The 23,001-nt window shown below is 61.3% G+C and carries 20 protein-coding genes; 9 read left to right on the top strand and 11 right to left on the bottom strand.

All coding sequences use genetic code 11. The annotated features are described in order from the left end of the window. Positions 1–54: 54 nt before the first annotated feature. The 5 genes from TERRO_RS19025 to TERRO_RS19045 all read left to right on the top strand — a co-directional run bounded on the left by TERRO_RS19025 (position 55) and on the right by TERRO_RS19045 (position 4,871). Complete coding sequence (locus tag TERRO_RS19025) at positions 55–432, top strand: phosphonate transporter (RefSeq protein WP_217164405.1); 378 nt, start codon at positions 55–57, stop codon at positions 430–432. A gap of 95 nt (positions 433–527) precedes the next feature. Then, on the top strand, positions 528–1,838 hold the full coding sequence (locus tag TERRO_RS19030) for a sensor domain-containing diguanylate cyclase (protein WP_014787337.1): 1,311 nt from the start codon (positions 528–530) through the stop codon (positions 1,836–1,838). Beyond that, entirely contained in the window at positions 1,831–3,009 is a 1,179-nt protein-coding gene (locus tag TERRO_RS22405; protein WP_014787338.1) for an AMP-binding protein, read from the top strand. Before TERRO_RS19030 ends, TERRO_RS22405 begins: the two co-directional genes overlap by 8 nt. A 38-nt stretch (positions 3,010–3,047) precedes the next feature. Then, positions 3,048–3,860, top strand: a complete 813-nt coding sequence (locus TERRO_RS19040; RefSeq protein WP_014787339.1) for an ATP-binding cassette domain-containing protein — start codon at positions 3,048–3,050, stop codon at positions 3,858–3,860. Between the two features lie 255 nt (positions 3,861–4,115). Further along, positions 4,116–4,871 (top strand): metallophosphoesterase family protein, encoded by a 756-nt coding sequence (locus TERRO_RS19045; RefSeq protein ID WP_014787340.1) that lies wholly within the window; start codon positions 4,116–4,118, stop codon positions 4,869–4,871. Positions 4,872–4,892: 21 nt separating this feature from the next. Here the strand turns inward: TERRO_RS19045 and TERRO_RS19050 are convergent, their stop codons facing one another. From TERRO_RS19050 to bla, 4 genes are all read right to left on the bottom strand, one after another. Then, positions 4,893–5,912 carry a metallophosphoesterase gene (locus tag TERRO_RS19050; RefSeq protein ID WP_014787341.1) on the bottom strand — a complete coding sequence of 340 codons (1,020 nt, stop codon included), beginning with the start codon at positions 5,910–5,912 and terminating at the stop codon, positions 4,893–4,895. Positions 5,913–6,360: 448 nt separating this feature from the next. Further along, on the bottom strand, positions 6,361–7,413 hold the full coding sequence (locus TERRO_RS19055; protein ID WP_245536148.1) for a site-2 protease family protein: 1,053 nt from the start codon (positions 7,411–7,413) through the stop codon (positions 6,361–6,363). Between the two features lie 185 nt (positions 7,414–7,598). After that, the gene (locus TERRO_RS19060; RefSeq protein WP_157178448.1) at positions 7,599–10,598 is read right to left on the bottom strand and encodes a PIG-L family deacetylase; all 3,000 of its coding nucleotides are present in this window, start codon (positions 10,596–10,598) and stop codon (positions 7,599–7,601) included. 165 nt (positions 10,599–10,763) lie between these two features. After that, complete coding sequence (gene bla / locus TERRO_RS19065; protein WP_014787344.1) at positions 10,764–11,636, bottom strand: class A beta-lactamase; 873 nt, start codon at positions 11,634–11,636, stop codon at positions 10,764–10,766. A gap of 199 nt (positions 11,637–11,835) precedes the next feature. Between bla and TERRO_RS19070 the strand changes: the two genes are divergently transcribed. The 3 genes from TERRO_RS19070 to pyk all read left to right on the top strand — a co-directional run bounded on the left by TERRO_RS19070 (position 11,836) and on the right by pyk (position 15,138). Then, positions 11,836–12,384 (top strand): thioredoxin family protein, encoded by a 549-nt coding sequence (locus TERRO_RS19070; protein ID WP_245536149.1) that lies wholly within the window; start codon positions 11,836–11,838, stop codon positions 12,382–12,384. After that, on the top strand, positions 12,372–13,457 hold the full coding sequence (locus TERRO_RS19075; RefSeq protein WP_245536150.1) for a YihY/virulence factor BrkB family protein: 1,086 nt from the start codon (positions 12,372–12,374) through the stop codon (positions 13,455–13,457). Before TERRO_RS19070 ends, TERRO_RS19075 begins: the two co-directional genes overlap by 13 nt. Before the next feature lie 217 nt (positions 13,458–13,674). Continuing rightward, entirely contained in the window at positions 13,675–15,138 is a 1,464-nt protein-coding gene (gene pyk, locus TERRO_RS19080) for a pyruvate kinase (protein ID WP_014787347.1), read from the top strand. A gap of 67 nt (positions 15,139–15,205) precedes the next feature. Here pyk and TERRO_RS22410 read toward each other — a convergent pair whose 3' ends face one another. Further along, on the bottom strand, positions 15,206–16,057 hold the full coding sequence (locus TERRO_RS22410) for a ribonuclease T2 family protein (RefSeq protein WP_014787348.1): 852 nt from the start codon (positions 16,055–16,057) through the stop codon (positions 15,206–15,208). Between the two features lie 688 nt (positions 16,058–16,745). On the opposite strand from TERRO_RS22410, the gene TERRO_RS23460 reads away from it, so the two are divergent. After that, the gene (locus tag TERRO_RS23460) at positions 16,746–18,137 is read left to right on the top strand and encodes an HD-GYP domain-containing protein (RefSeq protein WP_014787350.1); all 1,392 of its coding nucleotides are present in this window, start codon (positions 16,746–16,748) and stop codon (positions 18,135–18,137) included. A gap of 24 nt (positions 18,138–18,161) precedes the next feature. Here TERRO_RS23460 and TERRO_RS19100 read toward each other — a convergent pair whose 3' ends face one another. The 6 genes from TERRO_RS19100 to TERRO_RS19125 all read right to left on the bottom strand — a co-directional run bounded on the left by TERRO_RS19100 (position 18,162) and on the right by TERRO_RS19125 (position 22,994). Then, positions 18,162–18,701 carry a TadE/TadG family type IV pilus assembly protein gene (locus TERRO_RS19100; protein WP_014787351.1) on the bottom strand — a complete coding sequence of 180 codons (540 nt, stop codon included), beginning with the start codon at positions 18,699–18,701 and terminating at the stop codon, positions 18,162–18,164. After that, the gene (locus TERRO_RS19105; RefSeq protein WP_014787352.1) at positions 18,698–19,150 is read right to left on the bottom strand and encodes a TadE/TadG family type IV pilus assembly protein; all 453 of its coding nucleotides are present in this window, start codon (positions 19,148–19,150) and stop codon (positions 18,698–18,700) included. The genes TERRO_RS19100 and TERRO_RS19105 overlap by 4 nt, the downstream gene beginning before the upstream one ends. A 32-nt stretch (positions 19,151–19,182) precedes the next feature. Beyond that, entirely contained in the window at positions 19,183–20,586 is a 1,404-nt protein-coding gene (locus tag TERRO_RS19110) for a pilus assembly protein TadG-related protein (RefSeq protein WP_014787353.1), read from the bottom strand. Next, the gene (locus TERRO_RS19115; RefSeq protein ID WP_014787354.1) at positions 20,583–20,957 is read right to left on the bottom strand and encodes a DUF192 domain-containing protein; all 375 of its coding nucleotides are present in this window, start codon (positions 20,955–20,957) and stop codon (positions 20,583–20,585) included. The genes TERRO_RS19110 and TERRO_RS19115 overlap by 4 nt, the downstream gene beginning before the upstream one ends. A gap of 162 nt (positions 20,958–21,119) precedes the next feature. Further along, positions 21,120–22,022, bottom strand: coding sequence for a type II secretion system F family protein (locus tag TERRO_RS19120; protein ID WP_014787356.1), 903 nt, complete (start codon positions 22,020–22,022; stop codon positions 21,120–21,122). Positions 22,023–22,025: 3 nt separating this feature from the next. Then, positions 22,026–22,994 (bottom strand): type II secretion system F family protein, encoded by a 969-nt coding sequence (locus TERRO_RS19125; RefSeq protein ID WP_014787357.1) that lies wholly within the window; start codon positions 22,992–22,994, stop codon positions 22,026–22,028. Positions 22,995–23,001: the final 7 nt, after the last annotated feature.

The raw sequence follows: 23,001 nt of genomic DNA on the forward strand, positions 1-23,001 counted from the left end.
CCTGATGGTCTTACCTGCGGCGTTATTTGCGGCAGAGCGTCGTGGAGGAATTGCGTGTTGGCAACAAGTGTAGAAGTGCTCGAATTCAGCAAGATCAGTCTTGGAGAGTTAATGAGCCTGTCAAACGAAGCGATTGATGCGCTTCCGTTTGGCGTGGTGGGCCTGTCGCGCGAGGGTGTGACTGAGGTCTATAGCCACACCGAATCGAAGCTGGCGGGTATTCCGCCTGAGTCGGTCCTTGGCACTCATTTTTTCCTGAGCACGGCGCAGTGCATGAATAATTTCATGGTGGCCCAGCGTTTGGACGATGAGGCCGAACTGGACACGGTGGTCGATTATGTGTTGACCTTTCGCATGCGGCCCACGCCGATACGCCTGCGGTTGTTGAAAAAAGCCGAATACCCGAGATCGTACTTACTCATCCAACGCTGAGAGAAGCCGTCCGCTGTGCAGTGGGGCCGCATCGTTGCTATAAACACATGCGGGACTGCATGCAGAGGATACTGAAAGCGTGATGAAGAAGACGTATGAGTGCTGAGACGGCAACCGAGAACGAATTACTGCTGCAGTTTCTATATGCCTGCCCGGTGGGACTGGTTGAGATAGAAGCGGACGGCGCGATTGGCATGATCAATCCGCTGGCGATGCAGTTGATGGTGCCGCTCATGCGGCCGCCGCAGGGCATGAACTTCTTCGACATCATGGAGCCGTACGCGCCGGAGCTGCGCAACCTAGTGGAGGAGTTCACAGCTCTACATGGCGAGGTATGCAGCAACCTGCGCATCTTCATCAGCCCCGGGACAAAGCAGAGTGGGTACCTGGCGCATGTGCTCTCCTGCACGCTGGTTCGGCTTGCCGCGGACCGCTTCATGGCTACGCTTTCGGATGTGTCGAAGGTGGTTGCGCAGGAGCGCCGGCTGGGCGAGGCAGAGGTATGGTTCTCCTCACTGCTGGATGGCGTGAGCGATTTTGCAGTGCTGTCGCTGGATGCGCAAGGGCTGATCGATGGCGTGAGCGCGTCGGCGCTGCGGCAGACAGGCTTCTCCAATGAAGATCTTCTGGGGAAGACGCTGGATGTATTCGACTCCCCTACTCCTGCGACGAGTGCGGTGACGGTGACGGAGCAGATCAGCCTGGCATGCCGCGATGGCTGGTACCTGATCGAGGGCTGGCAGAAGAGGAAAGATCTGCCGGCGGACTGGTGCCAGCGCCTGATCGCTGTGCGCAGCGAAGAGGGTGAAGAAGATCGCACCGTGACCGGCTATACCGTGATCCTGCGCGAGGTGGTTCGACAGAAGCACGATGCGTTGGAGCTGAAGCAGATGCTGACGCGCGACCATCTGACGGGCGCGTCGAATCGCGCTCATTTTTTCGAGATCGCCGGTCGGGAGTGTTCGCGATTCGTGCGGTATGGGCACTCGCTGTCTGTCGTCGCGTTGGACATCGACCATTTCAAGTCAGTCAATGACACGTACGGCCATGCAGCCGGAGACAAGGTGTTGCGTGAAGTGTCCCGACGTTGCATGGTGTTGTTGCGCCCGGCAGACACGTTTGCGCGGGTCGGCGGCGAAGAGTTTATGGTGCTTTTGCCCGGCACGGATCTGCGTGGAGCGCGACTGCTTGCTGAGCGGCTTCGAAGTGCGCTCGAAAACATGACGGTGAGTTACGGCAACGAGATGATTACGGTGACCGGGAGCTTTGGCTGTGCCGAGGCGGTACCGGATACCTCGTCGCCCGCGCCGTTGATGGAATCCGCAGACAGGGCCCTATACAACGCGAAACAGATGGGCAGAAACATGGTGGTTCTGGCGGTAGCGGGCGAGGTGCCGGGTGAGTGAATGCGGTGCGCTGCTCTCGCGACCGGCTTTGGCGAGAGTGCTGCAAAGCCTGCTGGTGGCAGCACTGAAGACATCGAGAGGAAGAGCACAGAAGAAGGGCGAGGATCACGGTCTGGAGTCGTGGCCTGAGACCTTTGCACTTGGCGAGGGAGAGACCTCGCTGGGCTGTGATTCGCTCGAGATGCTTTGGATCTCCGCAGCGGTGAACGAGATGTTCCATCTGCATGAAGCGGGCCTGGAATTGGAGTTGCTGCAGGCGGCGACGTTTGGCGGCTGGATGGATGCCATCGAAGAAGCCTGGTCGCGCGGTGTGAGCGACCTTACGTTCTGCACATCGGGCACGACGGGAGCAGCGAAGCGTTGCACACACAGCTACGCGTTTTTGAGCGAGGAGATGGACTTTCTCTCCAATTACTTTGCCAGCGCGCGACGCATCGTGGGATGTTCGCCGGCTCATCATCTGTATGGATTTCTGTTCTGCGCGATGCTGCCAGACCGCCTGAGTCTCGGCGTGACTACGGGCCTGCCGAAAGGGAATGGTTCTGCGTCGGGTGCCGTGCGTGAGGGCGATCTGATCGTGGCGGTGCCGGAGATCTGGCGTTGGCTTGAGCGATCGGTGACGTGCTGGCCTACAGGTGTGCAGGGTGTGGTGTCCGGCGGCCCGTGCGATCGTGAGGTGCTGCGATCGTTGGTGAAGCAGGGGCTTGCTGGGATCACCGAGGTGTATGGCTCGTCCGAGACGGCCGGCATTGGTGTCAGGTGCTGGCCGAACGCCGGATACCGCCTGATGCCGCAGTGGTCGCCGCGAGACACGGACGCTGTGCCGCAGACATTGATTCATTCGTCGGGAGTTCGCGTGGACCTGATGGATCGTGTCGCGTGGTCACCGGATGGAACATTTGAAGTCGCAGGACGGCTGGATGGCGCGGTGCAGGTGGGCGGCGTGAATGTCTATCCGGAACGGATTGCAGAGAGGCTGCGCGAGCGGCCAGGTGTACGGACCGTCGACCTGCGGCTTCGATCGGCTGAGTTGGGCGGACGGTTCGAGGCGACGATCGGACTGCAGGAAGACGCGACAGAGGATCAGATCCGCGCAGGGCTGGAGGCGTGGATGCGTCTGCATCTGACCGTAGCGGAGCAGCCGAAGACGCTTGCCTTCGCGAGAGCTTGATCAGGCCTGGAATGTCCGCTGCGCACTAAACTGAACGCATGACGCCTTTGCTCTCCGTTGAGAACCTTTCCATCCGATTTCGCGGCGATGGCCCCGCTGTTGTGGACGGTATTTCGTTCACGATCGGTGAGGGGGAGGTGCTTGGCCTGGTGGGCGAGTCGGGGTCGGGCAAGTCGGTGACTTCTCTTGCGATCCTGCGGCTGCTGGCGCCGGGATCTGTCGTGTCGGGTGCGATCCGGTTTGCGGGGCACGATCTTCTGCAGCTCTCAGAGAACGAGATGCGGGCGCGGCGTGGGCGTGAGATTGCCATGATCTTTCAGGAGCCGATGACAGCGCTGAATCCGTCGATGCGCATTGGCGACCAGATTGGCGAGGCAGTGCGTGTGCATCATCCGGAGATTCCGCGCGGTGAGGTTCGCGAGCGCGTGATCGAAGCATTGAACGATGTGGCGATGCCGGAGCCTGCGCGCCGCTACAGCGACTATCCGCACCAGTTCAGCGGCGGGCAGCGGCAGCGCATCATGATTGCGATGGCCGTGGTGAACAAGCCGCGGCTGCTGATCGCAGACGAGCCGACGACGGCGCTGGATGTGACGGTGCAGGCGCAGATCCTGCGGTTGCTGCGCGATCTGCGGGAGCGGCATGGGTTGAGCATGCTGTTCATCTCGCACGATCTGGCGGTGACGGCACAGACGGCAGATCGCGTGGCGGTCATGCGGCGCGGACACATCCTGGAGAGCAACACGGTGGATGCGATCTTTCATCACCCGCAGGATGCGTATACGCGGGCGCTGCTGGCGGCGGTGCCGACGATGACGACGGACCGGTCGCGGCCTTTGGCGACGCTTTAGGGTAGGGAACAGGGATCAGATTTCCGGGACCTCGGCACTTTGCGGGCCTCCGATCCCACGTCACAGAAGCGAGACGTGGGGCACCCACCTCTTTCCTCTTCCCTGCTCCTTGCTTCCTGCTCCTTGCTCCCTGCTCTCTGCTCCCTGCTCTCTGCTCCCTGCTCCCTGCTCCCTGCTCCCTGCTCCCTGCTACCCAGTGGACTGTTCGGTTAGCATGAGTAGGTTCGCGCGAAGGCGCTGACGACCGTCCTCAAAATGCGCGCACTGATCCTTTCCGACATTCACGGCAACCTGGAAGCACTGCAAGCCGTTCTGGCTGCTGCGGCCGGCGGCTATGACACTGTATGGAACCTGGGGGATGTGGTGGGGTATGGCGCCAGCCCGAATGAGGTGACGGACGTGGTGCGGGAGATCGCGTCGGCCAGCGTGCGTGGCAATCATGACAAGGTGTGCTCGGGCGTGGATACGGCGGAGACTTTCAACACTACGGCGCGTGAGGCGGCGATGTGGACGCGCGAGCATCTGCGGCCGGACACGGCGGCGTGGCTGCGGGAACAGCCTGCGGGACCGCTGGTGCCGCCTATGACGGATGTTGCGCTGGCGCATGGGTCGCCGATCGACGAAGACATTTACATCCAGAACATTCGCGATGCGTGGCTGCCGCTGCAGAGCATGCAGCAGCAATGCACGTTCTTTGGGCATACGCATGTGCAGGGCGGATTTGGATGGGAGGACGGCCGCTGGTTTGCGGTGACGCCGAAGCACTCGCGCAATGGTTCGCCGAGTGCGTGGGCGTTATCGATCCAGGCTGGGCGGCACTATCTGCTGAACCCGGGCTCTGTCGGGCAGCCTCGTGATGTGGATCCGCGCGCGGCGTATGCGCTGTATGACAGCGTGGCCTCTACGGTGACCTTCCACCGCGTGTCGTACGACATTGAGCTGGCGCAGGGGCGGATTCTGCTGGCGGGTCTGCCAGAGCGGCTGGCGAAGCGGCTGCGCGAAGGCCGATAGGTCTCGCTGGCAGAGGCTCTGCTACAGAATGGCCATCTTGCCGTCGGGCGTCTTGCGGAAGGCGTGGAGCTGGTTTGCCTGCGCGCCTACGTGCCGGACGACGAGGGCGTCCTTTGCCATTTCAAGATGGGTGAAGCCGATGACACGGTCGCCGAAGGGGCCGCGCTTTTCGGGCGGGATGGACCAGTTCACAAGCTCTGCACCGCCGCCGCCGCTGATGACGAACGAGGTCGGGTGGCCATCGAATTCGATGTGCTGCAGGTCGTGGTCGTGGCCGGTGATGTACAGGTCGACCTTGTGCTGGCGCAGCAGACCGTCCCATCGCTGGATGAGCGTACGGTTGTCGCGGTGGATGCCGTTGGTGAAGAGCGGATGGTGCGCGATGACGGCGACGAAGGGCGTGGTGCGTGGCTTGGCGAGTTCGGCGGCGAACCACTGATCCTGCGCGTCGGCGTCGCGGTGGCTCATGACGTAGCTGCTGAGCGTGAAGTCGAATTCCTTTGTGCCGGGCAGGTTGCTGTCGAGGCAGATGAAGGTGACGATGGGATCCTTCTCGGGGTACTTGAAGGTGTAATGCCGGTCGGGCATGGTCCATCGCGTCTTCTTCTGACGGGGGTAGTCGATCTGAATCTGCGCCTTGTCGAAGGTGCGCTTTTCGTAGTCGTGATTGCCGAGCACGGCGTAGGCGGGCCCGGGAAACAGGTTAGCCGGGTACATGTCTTCGAACTGGGTCTTCCAGCGGGCGTCGTTGACGCCGTCGTGCATGTGGCCGTACCAGTTATCACCGAGGAGGAACATGGCGCCGGGTGCGCTGCGATTGTTCTGGCCCCAGCGGGCCATGGAGGAGGCGACGGCACGCTGCTGGTCGATGTACTTGTCCGTGCCCCAGTCGCCGATCATGAACATGTGCTGCGAGGCGGGGTTGGGTGCAACGAAGCCGCCCTGGGCGAGCAGTGTGCCGGGGCGGAGGGCGGCGACCGCCGAGAACGCGAAGCTTTGCCGCAGAAATGAGCGGCGCGAGAGAGATGGGAAATCCGCCAAAGATCTGCTCCTGTATCGGCGGACCAAAAGCCGCTTCTTTGAGTGTGGTGCCCTGAGCTTAATGAAGAGTTAAGCGGGGCCCATTCCGCGCAGATTGGCGCGTCTTTCAATTCCGATGCGTGAAGCGGCTTTTATGGGTGCCTGTGGAGCAGGTGGCCACATCTTCGTTGTGGCTGGGCGGAAGGTATGTGTTTCGCTTGCGGCGAGGTGAAGGATGTGGCTCCCAAGGGGGGAAGCTAAACCTCAGCGGCTGAAGCCGTTTCGTTTTTGGGGGTTGTTGGCACAGCTGAAGCTGTGCCCTTCTTAACGGATGTATCTGAGGCTGGCTGATGGCGGTGCGTGTTGCGCACTGCCTTGGACATTGGTGTCGCGACCTGCGGAATGCAGGGCCTTCGACTGCATTTCGCTGCGCTCAGGATGACAAATGTTTGGGGCAGTAAAAGAACGGCTAGCGGGCCATGTGGCCTGGGTCCGGCACGAAGTAAAGGAAGGCTCCGAGCGCGATGAGGAGTGCCAGGTAGCCTGCGAGGGTGCCGACGCTGTTCTCTTCGGGGGCATCGTTGGTGAACATGCGCCAGCCCATGCCTGCGGCGAGGAAGAGGAAGACGCCTTCGCGCATGAGTGCGAAGAGCACCAGGCATGAGGCCAGGATGAGGCCGCGTCCGAGTTTGTTCAGGGCGTAGGTGGCCTGCGCGCCGTCGAGGCCGAGGACGGGGATCAGGTTCAGAAGGTTGATCCATGCACCGGTGTAGGCGAGCGCCTGAAAGAGCGGGTTGTGCGTCGCGAAGAAGAGGCCGAGGCAGGCGAGGGCTGCGCCGAGGCCCCAGAGCGGGCCGGCGAGCGCGATGGCGGCAAGCTGGTCAAGCCGCATGCCCTGGTGGAACCAGCGGACGTAGGCACCGAGTCCCGGCAGGAACATGGGCAGATCGGCCTTGAGGCCGCGGCGGCGGATGGCGACGTAGTGGCCCAGTTCATGAATCAGGATCGAGATGGTGAAGCCAAGCGCGAACTTCCAGCCGAAGAGTGCCCAGTACAGACCGAAGTAGCCCAGGAAGCCGAGCAGGAACTTCATCTTGAAGAGGACGAAGAGGACGCTTTTGAACTTGGCGGCGGCGACGACGATGGGAAAGAGCGGGCCGAGGCGCTTCTTCCACTTGGCCTGTCGGTCCTGCACGGCGGATTGGCGACCGATGAGCGTCGCCATGTGCGTGCGGATCTGTTCGGCCTGCGCGGCGTCTGGCGGCAACCATGCGAGCGCGCTGTTCCAGATCTGGTGCGCTTCGGCGAATTTGCCTTCCGACTCGGCCTGCGCGGCGGCGGCGCCGATGCGATTCAGGTGCGCAGCGTAGACGAGTGTGCCGCAGTCCGGGCATGCGAGCACGCCATCGTTGATGTAGTGCTGGCAGCTGGGGCAGGAGTAGATCTGCTCTGGCGGAGGGATGGTTTCAGCGGCCGGCAGGATCTCAGGCGAAGTGGAACTCGAGTTTGTGGCTGTTTCCAAAATATGCTCAACGCTGATTTTACGCTTCGGGACCCGACGCGGAACGGGGTGCCCCATGTCTCGCTTTTGAGACGTGGGTTTCGAGACTCCGTTCGAAGCGTGCGGTGAAAGAAAAACCCCACATCTCAGAGGCGAGATGTGGGGCACGCGATTTCATTGACCAAAGGAAGGCTGTGGGCTGCTGCTTACTGACGAGTGTTGGCGCAGGCTGGTGTCCAGCAGGAGGGCTTCGGGTTCTTGCCGAGGCTGAGGAGGTTGGCCATGATGCGGAAGCTGCCGGGGACGCCTTCGGGCATTTCGCGGAAGAAGGCGTAGGCCAGGTAGGCGTAGTACCCCTTGCCGTACTGGGCGTAGAGCAGACCGCCCTTTTGCGGGTCCTGACCGGTGTCGTGGACTTCGGTCAGTGCGGTCCACTCCGGCCCGAAGGACTTGGGGAAACCGTGGCCTCGCTCCTCAACCCAGTTGTCGAAGTCGGCCGGGACGATCTTGTTAGGCCAGGTCATGACTGGGTCGTCCGCGTGCAGGAGGGTGACCTTCGCGTCTTCTTCGACGACGGTGTGGCCCTGGTCGCCGGGGACAGAGATTGGGAAGGGCGCGTAGTCGTGGTCGTAGGTGGCGTCCTGGTACTGACTGATGACGACACCGCCGGCTTTGACGTAATCGAGCAGGCGACTGTTCGCGGCGCGGATGGCGGGGCGTGCGGTGTAGGTGCGGACGCCGAGGATGATGGCGTCGTAGCTGTTCAGGTCGCCGCGCTGCAGGTCGGTGTCGCTGAGCATGACGGGGTCGACACCGATCTCATGCAGGCTGTCGGGTACTTCGTCGCCGGAGCCCATGACATAGCCCACCTTCAATGCCTGCGCCACCTTCACATCGACGCCAGTGATGCGGCTGGTGGAGGGCGCGTAGCGCGGGTAGGGACGAATGCCGGGGTAGCCGATGGTGGTGAAGCCCTGGGTGTACTGCTTGCCGTTGTACTCGGCGACGGCGGTGATGGGGTAGGTCTGCGTGGCGAGGCCGGGCGTGGTGACGCGGAAGCGGAGGACGACGTCTTCGTTATCGCGCATGGTCTTGAAGGTGGCGCTGGCGGGTTCGGAGGTCCAGCCCTTGGGCAGTTCGAGCTTCAGCGTGCCGCTGGCGGGGCCCTTGACGCTGCTGTGAATGGTGATCTGCAGCGGCAGTGCGGTGTTGGTGAGCGGAAGGATACCGCTGGCGGGCGAGACGCTGACGGAGATGGCGGGTGCTACGAGCAGGGGTTCCTGCAGAACGCCGAGGCCGTTGTATCGATGCGGCGTCTGCACGACGCCTGTCAGTGTGGCGTGCGTGCCGGCGAAGGTGTAGTTGACCTGTGCGGAGAGCGGATAGGGCTCGGTGGGCAGCGTGAGGAAGCGCGGGTCCTTGATGTCGTAGAAGCTCTGTTCAAGGCTGGGCCGCGAAAAGTACGGTGCGGTGGGCGCGGCGTCTGCCGGCACGGTTGCGAGCAGGAAGGCGTCGGTTGCGACGCCGGCGGCGAGCGGGCCGATGGGCGGCGGTGTTGGCGCGGCGGCGAGGCGGCTGCCGCGGCCCTCCGCCGTGGAGGCTACGGGCGGAGCTTCACCGCCGGTGGTGGTTGCGGATGCTGCGGGTGGCGGCGGTGCCGGTGCTAGGGGCGGGGGCGGTGTGCGGACCTTCCAGTCGCCACCGAAGGACGGGACCAGCGTGATGGCGTCGACGGCGACGGGCGTGAGGCCCTGGTCGGCGACGTGAATGTTCACGCCAAAGTTCTCACCGGCGACGACGGTCTGCGAGATGACTGGCTGCGGCGGGCCACCGGGGCCGATCTGCTGCGGGCCGCTGGGGCCTGCCTGGACGGTGGCAACCATGCTCATGCCGAGCGACTGTGCGAGCGCCTGGTTGAACTGACGCTCCTTGGTCTCAAGCTCGAAGATGGCGTTGTAGCGGGCCTCTTCCGGCAGCTTTGCCTTGCGAAGATCGGCGATGAGGGCGCGTGTGAGATCAAGCCCCTTGGCCAGCGCGAGTGCGGATTTTGAAGGGTCGTTGGCGTCGAAGCGGGCGTTCGCTTCCCTTACCTGTGCGTCAATGGCAACCAACTGCGTGCGGGCGGAGCCCTGTGCGGCGGTGGGCAGAACGGACGCGATGGCCGGGAGTGAGGTGTCGATGCCCGCGAAGAAGTTGTCTTCCTGCTGAGGGAGTCTGGATCCGCCAACGCGCGAGGCATAGAGATGGTAGCTGGCGTCAGCACGGCCGGGCGGCGGTGTGGCGACGCCGCCGTTCTGGGACTTCTGCTGGTTCAGGCCTTCGCGCGAGATCTGCGCGTAGCTTTCCCCGAAGAGTGCGTTGTAGGTGCCGCCGGGAACGGTGACGGTAGCGGGCGGGACGAAGTCCATCGTCTCGCCGGTGATGTAGTTGCGGTAGAGCAGCGGCTCAGTTTTGCCGGTGGCGTAGTCGTAGACAGTCTTGCCGGTGGCACGGGCGAAGGGCGAGCGTGCGTAGACCTTAAGCGGCGACCACGGCTGCAGGCCTTCCTTGATCTGTTCGGGGAACATCTTCGGATCGCCGGCGGCGTTGTAGACCTCCTGCGCGGTGACGCCGGCGGTCTGGTGATGGCCGTGACCGTCCGAGGAGTTGCCGGAGAAGACGCTGGTGATGACCATGGGGCGGGTCTCGCGGACGACGCGGACGGCATCGCCGAGGACACGTTCGTGTCCCCACTGGCGCAGCGTCTCTTCGCGAGTTTTGGAGAAGCCGAAGTCGGCGACGCGCGTGTAGTAGAGGTTGACGCCGTAATAGTGGTTGGCGGTGAGGTGTTCCTGCGTGCGCAGGATGCCGAGACCATCCCAGAACTCGGGTGTCATGACATTCTGGCCGCCTTCGCCACGGTTGAGGCTGAGCAGCGAGACGGTGGCGCCGAGACCGCGGCTGACGTAGGCGAGTGATGCGCCGTCCTCATCGTCAGGGTGCGCGTTGATCTGCAGGAGCGTGGCGCGCGTGGAAAGCTTGCGCAGCGACTGTGCCAGGCCCGCGGCACCGCGATCAAAGGGCAGCGGCGTTGCGAAGGCGTTCTGCTGGATGTGAAGTTCCTCAGCATCATGCTGTGCCTGAGGGCGGGCCATGGCAGGCACGGCGAGAACAGCGCACACGGCGAGGGCCGCGTAGATGGGTTGCAGAACGGTACGCTTCACCATGTCTCCTGCGGCTGTGGGTGAACCACGCCGGTGCTTAATTATTTGCTGATACACAGGACTGTAACCTAGCGCATGAGGTTTTGAAAGGTTCTTTAGAAAGTTCTTTGCTGCGGCTTCCGGAGAGCGGCGCACGCTGTCTGCGAGCGCGGGTGGCGCGGGTCTTGTCTAGCTTGCAGCAGCTACGAGCCGACCGATCTCCGCGAGCATGGCGTTGCGTTTGTCTTCGGAGCCGGGGCACTGCGTGATGTAGGCGGCGACGATGAGCGGTGCGCGGCCGCCGTTGGGCCACAGAACGGCAATGTTGTTTGTGGTGTGCTCGCCGTTGGAACCGGTCCTGTCCGCGGCGCGCCAGCCCTTTGGCAGCTTTGCGCGGATGCGGGTGAGGCCAGTAGTGCTGGACTGCATCCAGTCGAGCAGTTGCTGGCGTGAGTCGGGCTTGAGGGCGTCGCCGAGCAGGAGCGATTGCAGGTTGTGCACCATGGCGTCGGGCGAGGTGGTGTCGCGCGGGTCGCCTGCGAGGGACTCATTCAGCGCGGTCTCTGTGCGGTCGAGACGGGTGACGGTATCGCCGAGGGATTGTGCGTAGGTGGTGATTTTGCCGGGGCCGCCGATCGTTTCCAGCAGGACGTTGGCTGCGGTGTTGTCGCTCCTGATTAGGATGGCGGAGCAGAGGGCGCCGAGTGTCATGGAGGTGCCGGCGTGCTCGGCTGTGAGTGGGGAGTTGCCAAGAAGAGGTTTGGGCGGCACATCGACCTGGCGGCGCAGGTCGTCTTTGAGGGTGTCGACGCGATGCAGAACGGCGGCGGCCAGCAGGAATTTGAAGGTGCTGCACATGGGAAAGCGCTCGTCTGCGCGCCAGGCTGCGCGCTCGCCGGTGGCGGTGTCGAGCAGGCTGACGCCGATGCGGCCTCCGTTCTTCTTCTCCATCGCGGCGATCGCGGTGGGCAGCGCTGTGTAACGGCCGGGTGCGGCGAAGGTGAAGCGGGGCAGCGCGAGGGCGACGGTGGCGGTGGCGAGGAAGCGGCGGCGTGTGAGCATGTTGCTTTGAGCGGAACAGGTGTTGGCCGCAGATGCGAGTGCGGAGTATGGTTCCTCTCTTTGGGAAGGCAAACTGCTGCGCTGCGAATGACAATCCCTGTCCGCGAAGAGGATGGGGTGAACGATCGCGCAATGCGCTTGCACCTCGTGCGGAGACGCGCGCATCTTTATAGTCATGCGTTCCTTCGATGTACGTCTCGTGAAGCGTTCGGTCCTTCTTGCCGCTGCTGGTGCAGCCCTTGCCCTGTCCGTTGCCGGATGCAAGGAGAAGTCGCCTGAGGCGACGCCCGCGACGACTGCCGCAGCCACGCCTGCGAAGGTGAAGCCGCCCGTTGTGACTGCTCCCCCGGCTGTGAAGGCGCACCTGTATGACGACGATGCCGACCCGAACAAGCAGATTGCCGATGGTCTGAAGCAGGCGAAGAAGGAACACAAACGCGTGATCCTGGACTTTGGCGGCGACTGGTGCGGTGATTGCCAGGTGCTGGATATCTACATGCACCGCGAGCCGAACGCGGAGTTGCTGAGCAAGAACTTCGTCGTGGTGCACATTTCGGTAGGCCACATCGACAAGAACCTTGAGATTGGCGACCGTTACGGCGTGGCGCTGCACAAGGGTGTGCCCGCGCTGGCGGTGCTGGATGCGAATGGCAAGGCGCTGTACGCGCAGGCCGGCGGCGAGTTTGAATCGATGCGTTACATGCAGGAGTCGTCCGTTACGGAGTTCCTGAACAAGTGGAAGGCGTAAGCAAGCCGCAGGCTGACATGGCGGCGGAGGCTTCGCCGGTGGGTTCTCGGTCGCGTACGGTCCAGAACGGATCGCAGGTCGACAGCACAACGGCGCGGTCGACCCAGCCGGCGCGCGAGCTTCGTTCTGCGCTGATGCAGCATGCGCGGACAGCTCGGTCGCTGGGGCATGACTGGGGTCATGAGGGTTTGCGGCTGAGCGATAAGATCCGCCTGGCTTACTGGAACGCCTTTCAGCATGACTGCCTGACGACTGCGAAGGCCACGGCTTATTCGGCGATTTTTGCGATCTTTCCCGCACTTGGATTTTTCGCGGCGATGGTGACGCTGCTGCCCTACTCCGGACCGGTGCGGTCACAGATTGCGATCTTTCTGAACCGTGTTTTGCCTGCCAGCGTCGCTCCTTTGTTCGAGCAATACCTGATCAACGCGCATAGCTCTCCGAAGAGTACGGGTGTTTTGCTGGGCGCGGCCGTCGTGAGTGTGGTGGGTGCGGCCGGTGTGCTGGGGACGCTGATGGAAGGCTTTCGTCGTGCTTACAATCTGACCGAAGAGTGCTGGGGGCCGGGAATCCGTGGCGTTGTGCGGAAGCAGGTTCAGTCGTTTCTGCTGGTGCCGATTGCGCTGGTGCCGCTGACCGTGGCGAGTGTGCTGGTCGTCTTTGGGCACCTGATGCTGCTGGGGCTGATGCGTTTTTCGCCGAGCGGCTGGGACAGCGGCCTGTACTTTACGGCGAACACGGTTCGCTGGATCGGGTCGTTGAGCGCGACGGCTGCGGTGCTGGCGTTCATCTACCGCTATGCGGTCCCGGTGCGGCCGACCTGGCGAGATGTGGTGCCGGGCGCGGCGTTTGCGACGGCGACGTGGTTTGTCTCGACGCTGGCGTTTGGCTTTTATGTGACCCACTTTGCCAATTACTCGCGTGTGTACGGGTCGCTGGGCACCGGTATTGTGCTGCTGGTCTGGTTGTTCCTGACGGCGCTGACGGTGCTGTGCGGCGCAGAATTGAACGCGGAACTGGCGCGTGATGCCAACCTGGTGGTACGGCCTGCGCCGGCGCCGGTTGTGCGGTAAGCATCGGAATCCACGTCTGCGACGTGAGACGTGGGGCGCCCGCCTCATCTCCCCTGCAGGAATTTTCACGGTCGCGAATTTCGCACAGCTGGATTGCCGGATGCGCTTTGGTTCTCGATAATGCGTAAGGTCCTACTACAACCTGCCGTAACGTTTCAAACGGACCGTCTAGAATGAACAGCAGCGAGCGCCGGAGCGGCGAACGTTTTGGAGAGCAATGAGCGACAGCAGCGGATTTCTGGGCAACGGGCGCAGTGCAAAGATTGTGGCCACACTGGGGCCTTCGTCTTCAAGCGAAGAGGTTTTTCGGAGCCTGGTACGTGCCGGCCTGGATGTTGCCCGGCTGAACTTTTCGCACGGATCGCATGAGCAGAAGGCCGAACTGATCGCGATGGTTCGCAAGGTGAGCAAGGAAGAGGGCAAGCCCATCTGCATCCTTGCCGACCTGCAGGGGCCCAAGATCCGCACGGGCAGGCTGGTTGGCGGCAAGCCCGTACTGCTGGAAGCGGGCAAGCAGCTCATCATTACGCCGAACGAGATGGAAGGTACGGCCGAAAAGGTCAGCACTGTCTTCACGACGCTGGCGGAGAATCTTAGCCCTGGCGACACCATCCTGCTTTCAGACGGCCTGATCGAACTGACCGTGGCCGAGATCCAGGGCACTGACGTGGTGTGCGACATCATCAACGGCGGCATGCTGGGCGAAAAGAAGGGCATCAACCTGCCCGGCATTGCGGTGAATGTGCCCGCGTTGACCGAGAAGGACGAAGAAGACCTGGTCTTCATTGCGACGCAGGGCGTGCATGCGCTGGCGCTGTCGTTTGTTCGTACCGCAGAGGACATTCGTTATGCGCGCCGCCGCATGAAGCAGTTGAACTGCACGGCGTGGGTCGTCGCCAAGCTGGAGAAGCCGCAGGCGATTGAGAACCTGGAAGAGATTCTGGAAGAGACCGACGCGCTAATGGTTGCACGTGGCGATCTTGGCGTGGAAGTGCCACCGGAGAAGGTGCCGGCGATCCAGAAGCACATCATCCGTCGTGCCCTGGCCTATCGCAAGCCGGTAATTACCGCGACGCAGATGCTGGAGAGCATGATCGACAACCCGCGCCCCACACGCGCGGAAGTCAGCGACGTTGCCAACGCTGTGTATGACGGCACAGACGCCGTGATGCTGTCTGCCGAGTCTGCTGCGGGTAAGTATCCCGTGCAGGCCGTTGCCATGATGGCGAAGATCATCGTGGAGTCGGAGGCGCAGATGGCGCTGGACCGCTCGACCGGGCCTCGTCCCCTGCACCATGCACGCGGCGCCAAGCTTAGTGTTGCAGAGACGATCTGCGAAAGCATGGCGCACTCAGCCGAAGACCTGGACCTGAGCGCAATTGCCATCTTTACGGAGACCGGCACGTCCGCACGCCTGATTTCGATGTACCGGCCCAACGTTCGCATCTTTGCGCTGTCGAACGACGAAGAAGTAATCGGCAAAACGATGATGCTGTGGGGCGTGCATTCCCTGTCAGTGGATCGTTTTGGCGCCGGTGATCTGCAGGTTTCTATGGCCGAGGAGACGCTGCGGACACGCGGTTTTGTGAAGGCTCGCGAGATCCTGGGAATCGTCGGCGGTACGGCGAGCCGCATTGGCGGCACCAACTTTATGAAGCTGCACGAGGTCTCAGACCAGTAGCTTTTGAAACCGCAATAAAGCTGAAGGGCACGGCCAATGGCCGTGCCCTTCTTCTTTGCAGTAGAGCTTATTGCGGTGCGGGAATGCGGATCTGTGTGGCGCCGCAGGTCCTTACAGCGGAGCAGCTTTGGGCCTTCAGATTCTTGTCCATACAGACCTCGACGGCAGTGAGGTAGTTGTTGCCGCAAGTGAGTGCGATGCTGCCGGCCGGGAGCGATGGATTACTCTGCCGGAATAACGAGATGATCTGCTCTGGCGCGAGAGCGGTGGACTCCGTCAAGCCTCCCAGTTCGGCGGGGATCTGGATGGACCGTTCGGCGCGGCGTGCGAGCGTGAGGAACTGGTCCGCGGGGAGGCCGGAGCAGGTGCCGTGCGTCTGCCACTCATGCTGCAGGAGTGACGCGTCCGGGTAGATGTCTGCGTACTGCGAGGGAGCGTTGGGGCCGGGCGCTTCGCTACAGTCTCCCGGATAGGTGCCGTCATGGTTCTGCGGCCACAGGCCGTGCAAGGTGAAGGCACGGTGCTGTGCGCATTCCGCCGCTGCCGGATGGGTGTGGCAGAACTCGGGCGACCAGGACAGGTTGAGTAGGTAGAAGTCGAACTGCCCGGGCGCGGCAGTGAGCGCGTGGCTGTTGTGGTGGCGGTCTGAGCGTGGCTGCGGCGCGGTTCGCCGGTCGCTGGCAGGAGCTTCTGCAGTCGCGTCTTCCCGGTCGTAGCTCTCCCAGTTATCGTCCTTCGCTTCGCCTGACCTGCCGTGATGGTGACGATGGCGCGATTCGGCCTGATAGCGGTCGTTGTACTGGTCATCGCGATCGGAAGCACGACCGCCTATGGAGACCTGAGTCTGCTGGGCGGATCTGCAGCCACTTACAAATAAGGTGAGGGTAACCAGAACGAATGTTGCTGTAAGCCGATTCATCAACAAACTTGGATGTGCTCGGCTTGTAGGCGGGTGTACCGGTAGGTCGAGTCGGCTACGTCTGCCTTGAATTCCGTCTTAGTTGGTTACGAAACGGCCAAGCGTGCTATGCATAATTTTGCACATTCATTCCCAATACCAGCCCGGCCATAACTCCCTGCCGCGATTTTTTATCTCGTGAAACCACTTGTTAGCCAGACTTACGTGCGTCACCCACTAAGTGAACGCCGTCACTGCTGCCGTGACGAGCTTCTTTCATAAGCCGGAACCGCGTGATCTTTTCTTCGATCGCTTTGGTCACAAGGTAATTCAGCGAAACGCCCTGTCCCCGTGCAACAAGTTCCGCGTGTCTTCTAAGGGAGGCGGCAAGTTTTACGCGGACAGTCTTATCTCTGACGACAGGGGATTCAAGAACAATAGGCTTACCTGGGGGCGCGTTACTAGTGTCATCCTGCATGACTCACTCAGATTGCTCTTCAGATGTGCGCAGACAGCATTCTTCACCGGCGCTTGATCGAACTATCTCTTTATGTTCTGGACCGTGTAAAGGCTTCAACCTTCCCTGATATCAGGGGTGATATCCAAATGACATTCTGTTTTACTTTGAAGGTGATTTACAGTACTCAGGAATGCAGTCCTTGCTGCATGCTTGTGAGACGAGTTTTTATCCCCGCGACTGGATGACGAAATGGCCGGAGTGCAATCTTCATCGAGAGCGGATGCAAGCAGCCTTACCCGTACAGAACTGGGCAGTCTTGCCGAAATTATTGCTGCCCTCACAACTGCAATTGATCTGGCCGAAGATAACGGTACGGGGCACACGCTGCGCACCTGCATTATTGGCATGCGTATCGGTCGAAGGATTTCGCTTACGCCTCCGGCGCTTAGCGATCTCTACTACGCGCTGTTATTGAAAGACATTGGCGGCTCTCACACACAACTGTGGGAGAGGAAAGCTACAGGTCAAGACGGTGTGCTGGCACGGCGTCTGTTACGCGAGGGAATGGGCAGTATGTCCTGGCTCGAGGGCGGCCGGGCTGCGCTTGGCCTTTATGGAGCCGAGCCGCTCTCACGCCGCGTGAGCAAGCAGCTCGGATTTTTATGGAAGCAAAAAACACTTCGATCCGAAGCAATCAATCTTCGCTCTGCGGTTGCCGGTCAGCTTCTTGAGAAGCTGGGAGTTTCGACCGCGACGCGCGCGGCTGTCTGTTCCATCGATGAACGGTGGGACGGTCGTGGTGGCCCGGACGGCATGGACGGTACATGCATTCCGGTGATCGCTCAGATTGTGAAGCTCTCGCAGACGATGGAACGCTTCCACGCACAGGGCGGCAGCAACTGCGTGATCCCATGGCTTCACCGCCGTTGCCGCGGGTGGTTTGACCCAGGCCTGGTGGCCGCAGCGACCCGTCTGTTCGAGACACCCTCTTGCTGGTGGCAGCTTGAACAAAAGGATCTGCAGGCGTACGCCATTTCGCTGGAACCAAGCGAACATATGCTGGCCGCGAACAGCCATACGATTGATCAGATTTGTGAGGTGTTCGCGGAAGTTGCTGACGCGCGCTCCGAGTACGGCTTCGCGCATTCCTTCCGGGTGGCGGATATTGCCGTGCGCATGGCGCGTTCGCTGCAGATGAGTGAGCGACAGGTGAATACGTTGCGCCGTGCCGCTCTGCTGCATAGCATCGGTAAACTCACCGTACCGCGTGAGCTACTGGAAAAGCAGGGTCCACTTACAAAAGACGACCTGCCTGTGCTGCGCAATTATCCCCTTCGCACCTGCGAGATACTGGAACGCATTCCTGAGTTTCGTGAGGTGGCATTACTCGCGATGATGCACCACGAACGACTGGACGGCAGCGGTTATCCGAAACACCTTTCAGCCGAACAATTGAGTCTGTCCGCTCGAATCCTTGCGGTCGCCGATGTCGCTGAGGCGCTTGCGGCAGAACGTTCCTTTCGACGAAAGTACACACGGCAGCAGATCTACCAGATTCTGATCCGGCAGACGCCGCATGCGCTGGACAAGCACTGCGTTCATGCGTTCTTTCAGAGCAGCGCGATGTCACGCGTGGCTTAGGAGCACACGTCGGGCTTGCTGATGTTATTGCGTGATCGGCATGGTTGAAGCGGCGGTGAATCGCAGCGTATTCTTCGGCAGCACTGGAAGCCCCAGGTTAAAAGAGTATGTGACGGTCACCCTGACCGAACATCCCGCCGCGTTGATGCCGTTGCCTGTGTAGCAGGCCGTGCCGGCTGCCGTCGTGCCAGGCCATGTGGTTACTACGGTTGTGTTAGCAGCCCTCACACCGAGTGGCGCTATGGAAAGCAGGAAGGTCTTGACCGAGTTGCTGGTCGCGGTGCAACTGTTACTCGTAGGTGTGGCGCAAGCAGCACCTCCCCAGCCGGCACCACGCACCATGGCATAGCGGGCTCCCTCGAGCGCAGCGCTGGCGACATAGTGGTTGGCGTAGAGCGCAAGCGAACCGTTGACGATGCCGAGGATCACCGTCATGATTACACCGATCGCAAACGCAAACTCCAGCAGACCGCTGCCCGCGTTGTCCCGCAGACAGAGATCCAAGGCTTGCGCGATGAGACCAAACCGTTGCCGCCCACGCGGATGGATTGCCGAACATTTCATTGGGCAGACCTTATGCGAGCTTCACTTCGCATTGCGATGGTTGCCGGAATGCCTGGATACCTCAGGAGCGGCCTGTAGGTTGTTGTGGCGACGACGTCAACGTAGTTGAGGACGTTGTAAGTGCAGAGTGGACCGACGGCGCACGAAGCAACAGCCGAGCTTCCGTCAGAACATTCGCAGCCGAAAGTTGCCGTGGTTGAGATTCCCGAGATACCCGCCGCATTGAGGGTGACGGCGCTTGCAATACCGGTTAGATCCGTGGGAGTTTGCGAGCCGTAGAGTGCAGCAGCATGGGTCGCGGAAGCCAGTTGTATCCCGACGACGTATGCCCGGCCAAAGTCAATTGCAGCGATCAAAACGAGGATGAGTGCGGGCATCACCAGCGCTGCTTCCAGCACGCTGCTGCCGCAGTCTTCCCGCAGAAGGTGCGCAACAGAATGCCTCTGCATGAGATTGTCCTTTTCGTAATCGCTTCGCGTTTTCACTGGACAAGCACCGCAGTGTCCGACTGCAGTGGCGAACCGTTGGCGAGCGCGGAGTAGTTGCTGCCGATGGTGCTGATCACCTGCCCAGTAAAGTTCAGTTGATCCGCCACCAGGATGTTGTAAGCCGAACTGAGTGCGCCAACTGCGTAAGCTACTTTCGCGCTTGGCTGGTAGATGGCCCCTTCGAACTTACCTCCCCCCAGCAGGCTTCCGATGTAGGTTCCGGTGGTGGTCACACCTTTGGCCTGCCACATGAGAACACCGCCGTAGGTTCCGCTGGTGGCTGCGGTGAAGACAGTCGTGCTGACGAGGGGCACCGGCGCCGTGATGGAGAAGCCACCAAGGCTGGATGCAGGCGCTGCGACATTGCCCTGGTTGTAGAACATGACCCCATTTGCGGTCACAGTGGAAAGTAGAGGCAGCGTCAAGTTGAGGCCTCCCTGCGTTCCAAGGCCGAGGATGCCGGGGCCGTCGCGGATGATGTAAATGCCGGGCTTGAAGGTGATGTTCGCAGCGATGGCTGCGGTGAAGTTAATTCCGCCGCAATAGATACCGGGGTTGAATGTGTAGGTTCCGGGAAGCGTGATATTGACCGCGTACTTATTCCCAGTAAAGGTGTTGACGCCCACCGTCGTGGGGCATGGGGAGGATGCACTGGCAGGCACGGGAAGATAGGCCAAGGGGTCGGCGGGGGTTGGGACAGGAACGCCTGTATTCGGTTTGGGAGTGGAGCCGCACAACAGGCCCGAGGTTCCACCCGTAACGTTGATTTTCGGTGCGCTACCGAAGGCTGCGAGACATGTAAGCGCGGCGGGGCTGTCTGACTCGACGACAATGCCACACGTCGCGTTAAGAGCGAGAGCGACGGGAAAGGTGATGGAGCCGGCCGCATGCGGATTGAGTGCGTAGATGCATGGCCCGGTGCCGCGTCGGGCCTCGGCGCGTGCGCTTACCTTGACGTGGTCATAACCGACGACGCGCGCGAAGTAAGTGCGGACCTCCTGCGTGACGACTACTTCGACGAATTTCGTATTGCCCGTGTTTGGGTCTTTGGCGCTACCAAGCGCGCAGGGTGGATCGTTCAGCGTAACGGTGATACCGGTGCCGGCTGTGGCACAGTTCGTCAGGAAGGAGACGCCTGTCTTACCGTTCTCCTGTAGCGCGTTTTTTACTGCGGCCTGCATGGCCGGACAGCTTGCTGTGGCCGCGCAGACACGGATTTCCAAACCTCCAGCCATGGCTGCGGCGTCGGCTAGGGTTTGTACCTGGCGACGCACGAGCCTCAAATGACCCACGTCAATCGCCAGACCAAGGAAGCCGAGCAACACCACGAAGCAGAGTGCAGTCACGACGAGCACCTGGCCCGAGTCGTCCTTCAGAAAGGCGCGCAGCGGTTTCACGGGGCCTGCTCATTGTTGATGGATTCCAGAAGCAAGGCGTCGCCGATTTGTAAGTCGAACTGTGACACAAAGCCCGCGGGTAGTTCCAGAACACTGCGTACAGCGGTGCTGACAGGGGTCACACGCCATGGTTGCAGTGACTGCCAAAGGCGCACGATGCGATGGTGTCTGTCGAGGCCGATCACATCAATTGCGAATCGCATGCCGAAGGTGTGAACGCCGGAGGACGGCTTGATCCAGAGGCCGGCCCCCGTGTCCAGTTTTGTTCGTCCTAACAGGCCCCAGACGCGGAGCCGCGAGGTGTCGGCGACCTCAATGGAGTCGCTGAGCCGTACGGTCCGTGCCTGGTTCCAGATAGCGATGCGTTGCAACGTGCGACCTCTCGGTGTGCGTTAGATGGAGCTCTTCTTACGGCGATAGACGATGACAGCGACGACGATTGCGGCGAGAACAGCGGCGACGATCCTTACCAGATCCACTGAGTCCATATCGGCGATTCCTCCTTCCATTGAATGTTTAAGCGTTAGAAGTCTTTACTTACCGAAGCCGCTTAATGAGCTGGTCATGGTGAGTACTGCAGGCGCTAGCAGCACGATGAAAAGGCAGGGGAAGATACAGAAGACCAGGGGAAAGACGATCTTGATCTTCGTCCTGGCGGCTGCTTCCTCCGCGTGCTGCTTCCGCTTGATTCGTAGGTCAGCGGCGAAGCGACTCAGTGCACGCACGATGGGTGTACCGAAGCGCTCCGTCTGGTTGAGCATGCTGACGAAGGCAGTAATCTCCGGCAGCTTGACTCGTTCGGCCAGATGTTCCCATGCCTCCATGCGCGGCCTCCCGGCCTGCTGCTCCAGCTGCACTCGCATCAGCTCATCCTGGATGTCCGGGTGACTTAGAGCCAGCTCCTTGCAGACACGGAGCAGGGCCTGATCGAGTCCGAGGCCAGCATCGACGCAGATGACCAGCAGGTCAATCGTGTCGGGCAGACTGCGGCGGATTCTTTCTTTCCGCCTGCGGACCTTTTCCGTTAGCCAGAAGTTGGGGGCGACATAACCAGCAGCAGCAAATGCGAAGATCCAGAACCATGTGTTGCCTGCGATAAAGCTGCCGAGGAACGCGCCCACCAAAGGCGTTAGAAACTGTGCGGCGAAGAAGATATCCGGTGCCGAGGAGGTGCGTATCCCCGCAAGCGTCAGGCGCTTTTGTAACTGCGAGCTCAAAGAGATGCCAAGGCGTTCGCGCATCCCGCGCGACAAATGCAGAACGGCCTCTTCTACCTGCTCCTTCTGCGTGGTGCTTCGATGATCTGTTCTTTCTGTCTCAACTACAGAGAAAATGCGGCGCGCCTCCGCATCCGGGCGTAACAGCACGGGTGCTACGACGAGTGCCGAGATGCAGAAGACAGTGAATGCGGCGGCGAAGAGGAAGACAGTCTCCATGCGCTAGACCTCAATCCCATTGACGATGTGGCGAATGATGAGGCCACCGATGGCGAGAAGGACGATGCTGCTGTAAAGCAGCTTCTGCCCGAGTGGATCGTGGAAGAGCATGCTGGAGTAACCCGGGCTCATCAGGTTGATGGCGCCCAGCAGCACGACGGGCATCAGGCAAAGGATCCAACCGGAGAGGCGACCCTGCGCGGTGTGGACCTGTATCTCTCCCTTGATGCGGATGCGGTCGCGAATGACGGTCGTGGTGTGATCCATGATCTCGGCGAGGTTGCCGCCCGTATCTTTTTGGACCATGATGCCGGTGACGACAACGCGCAGGTCCGCAGAGGGCATGCGGTCCATCAACTGCATTAGCGCATCGCGTATGGGCAGGCCGAAGTTCTGCAGGCGAAAGACTTCGGCAAACTCGGACTTGACGGGTTCCGGTCCCTGCTCAGCGACGTTGCCGATGGCGCCAATCAAAGAATGACCTGCGCGCAGAGACCGCGCGCATAACTCGATCGCGTCCGGCAGCACCGCATCAAAGGCAGCGATGCGGCGCTTGCGGCGCATCTGCAGCCTGAGTATGGGGAGGTAGGCAAGGCACGCGGCGATGGCGAGCGCTGCCAACAGGTTTCCGGTAATCCAATCGGTAAGCACGAGCGCGGAGAGGCCGATGCCGCTGCTGGTAAGGATCAACGCGGAGACGGAACCGTCTACCCTCGCCTGGCGCTTCAACGTCTTTAAATTCTCGAAGAGTTGCGCCTCTGCGAGCATGTCGTCTGACCAGCCAAATGCTCCCGTCTGTGCTGAGGGCTTGAGGAGTAACTCTCCAACTCCTGCGGGCATTGTGTCCTGCGAGACGAGGGCTGCCAGACGCTGATTGAGTGCAGTCTGCTCGGGTCGCGGCCGCAGCAGGATGGCAAGCGCGCAGAAACACATGGTGGACGTCGCGAAGAAGACGAGGACAAGCAGGGTCATAACACGC

The organism is Terriglobus roseus DSM 18391, assembly GCF_000265425.1.
GTDB classification, from domain to species: Bacteria; Acidobacteriota; Terriglobia; order Terriglobales; family Acidobacteriaceae; genus Terriglobus; species Terriglobus roseus.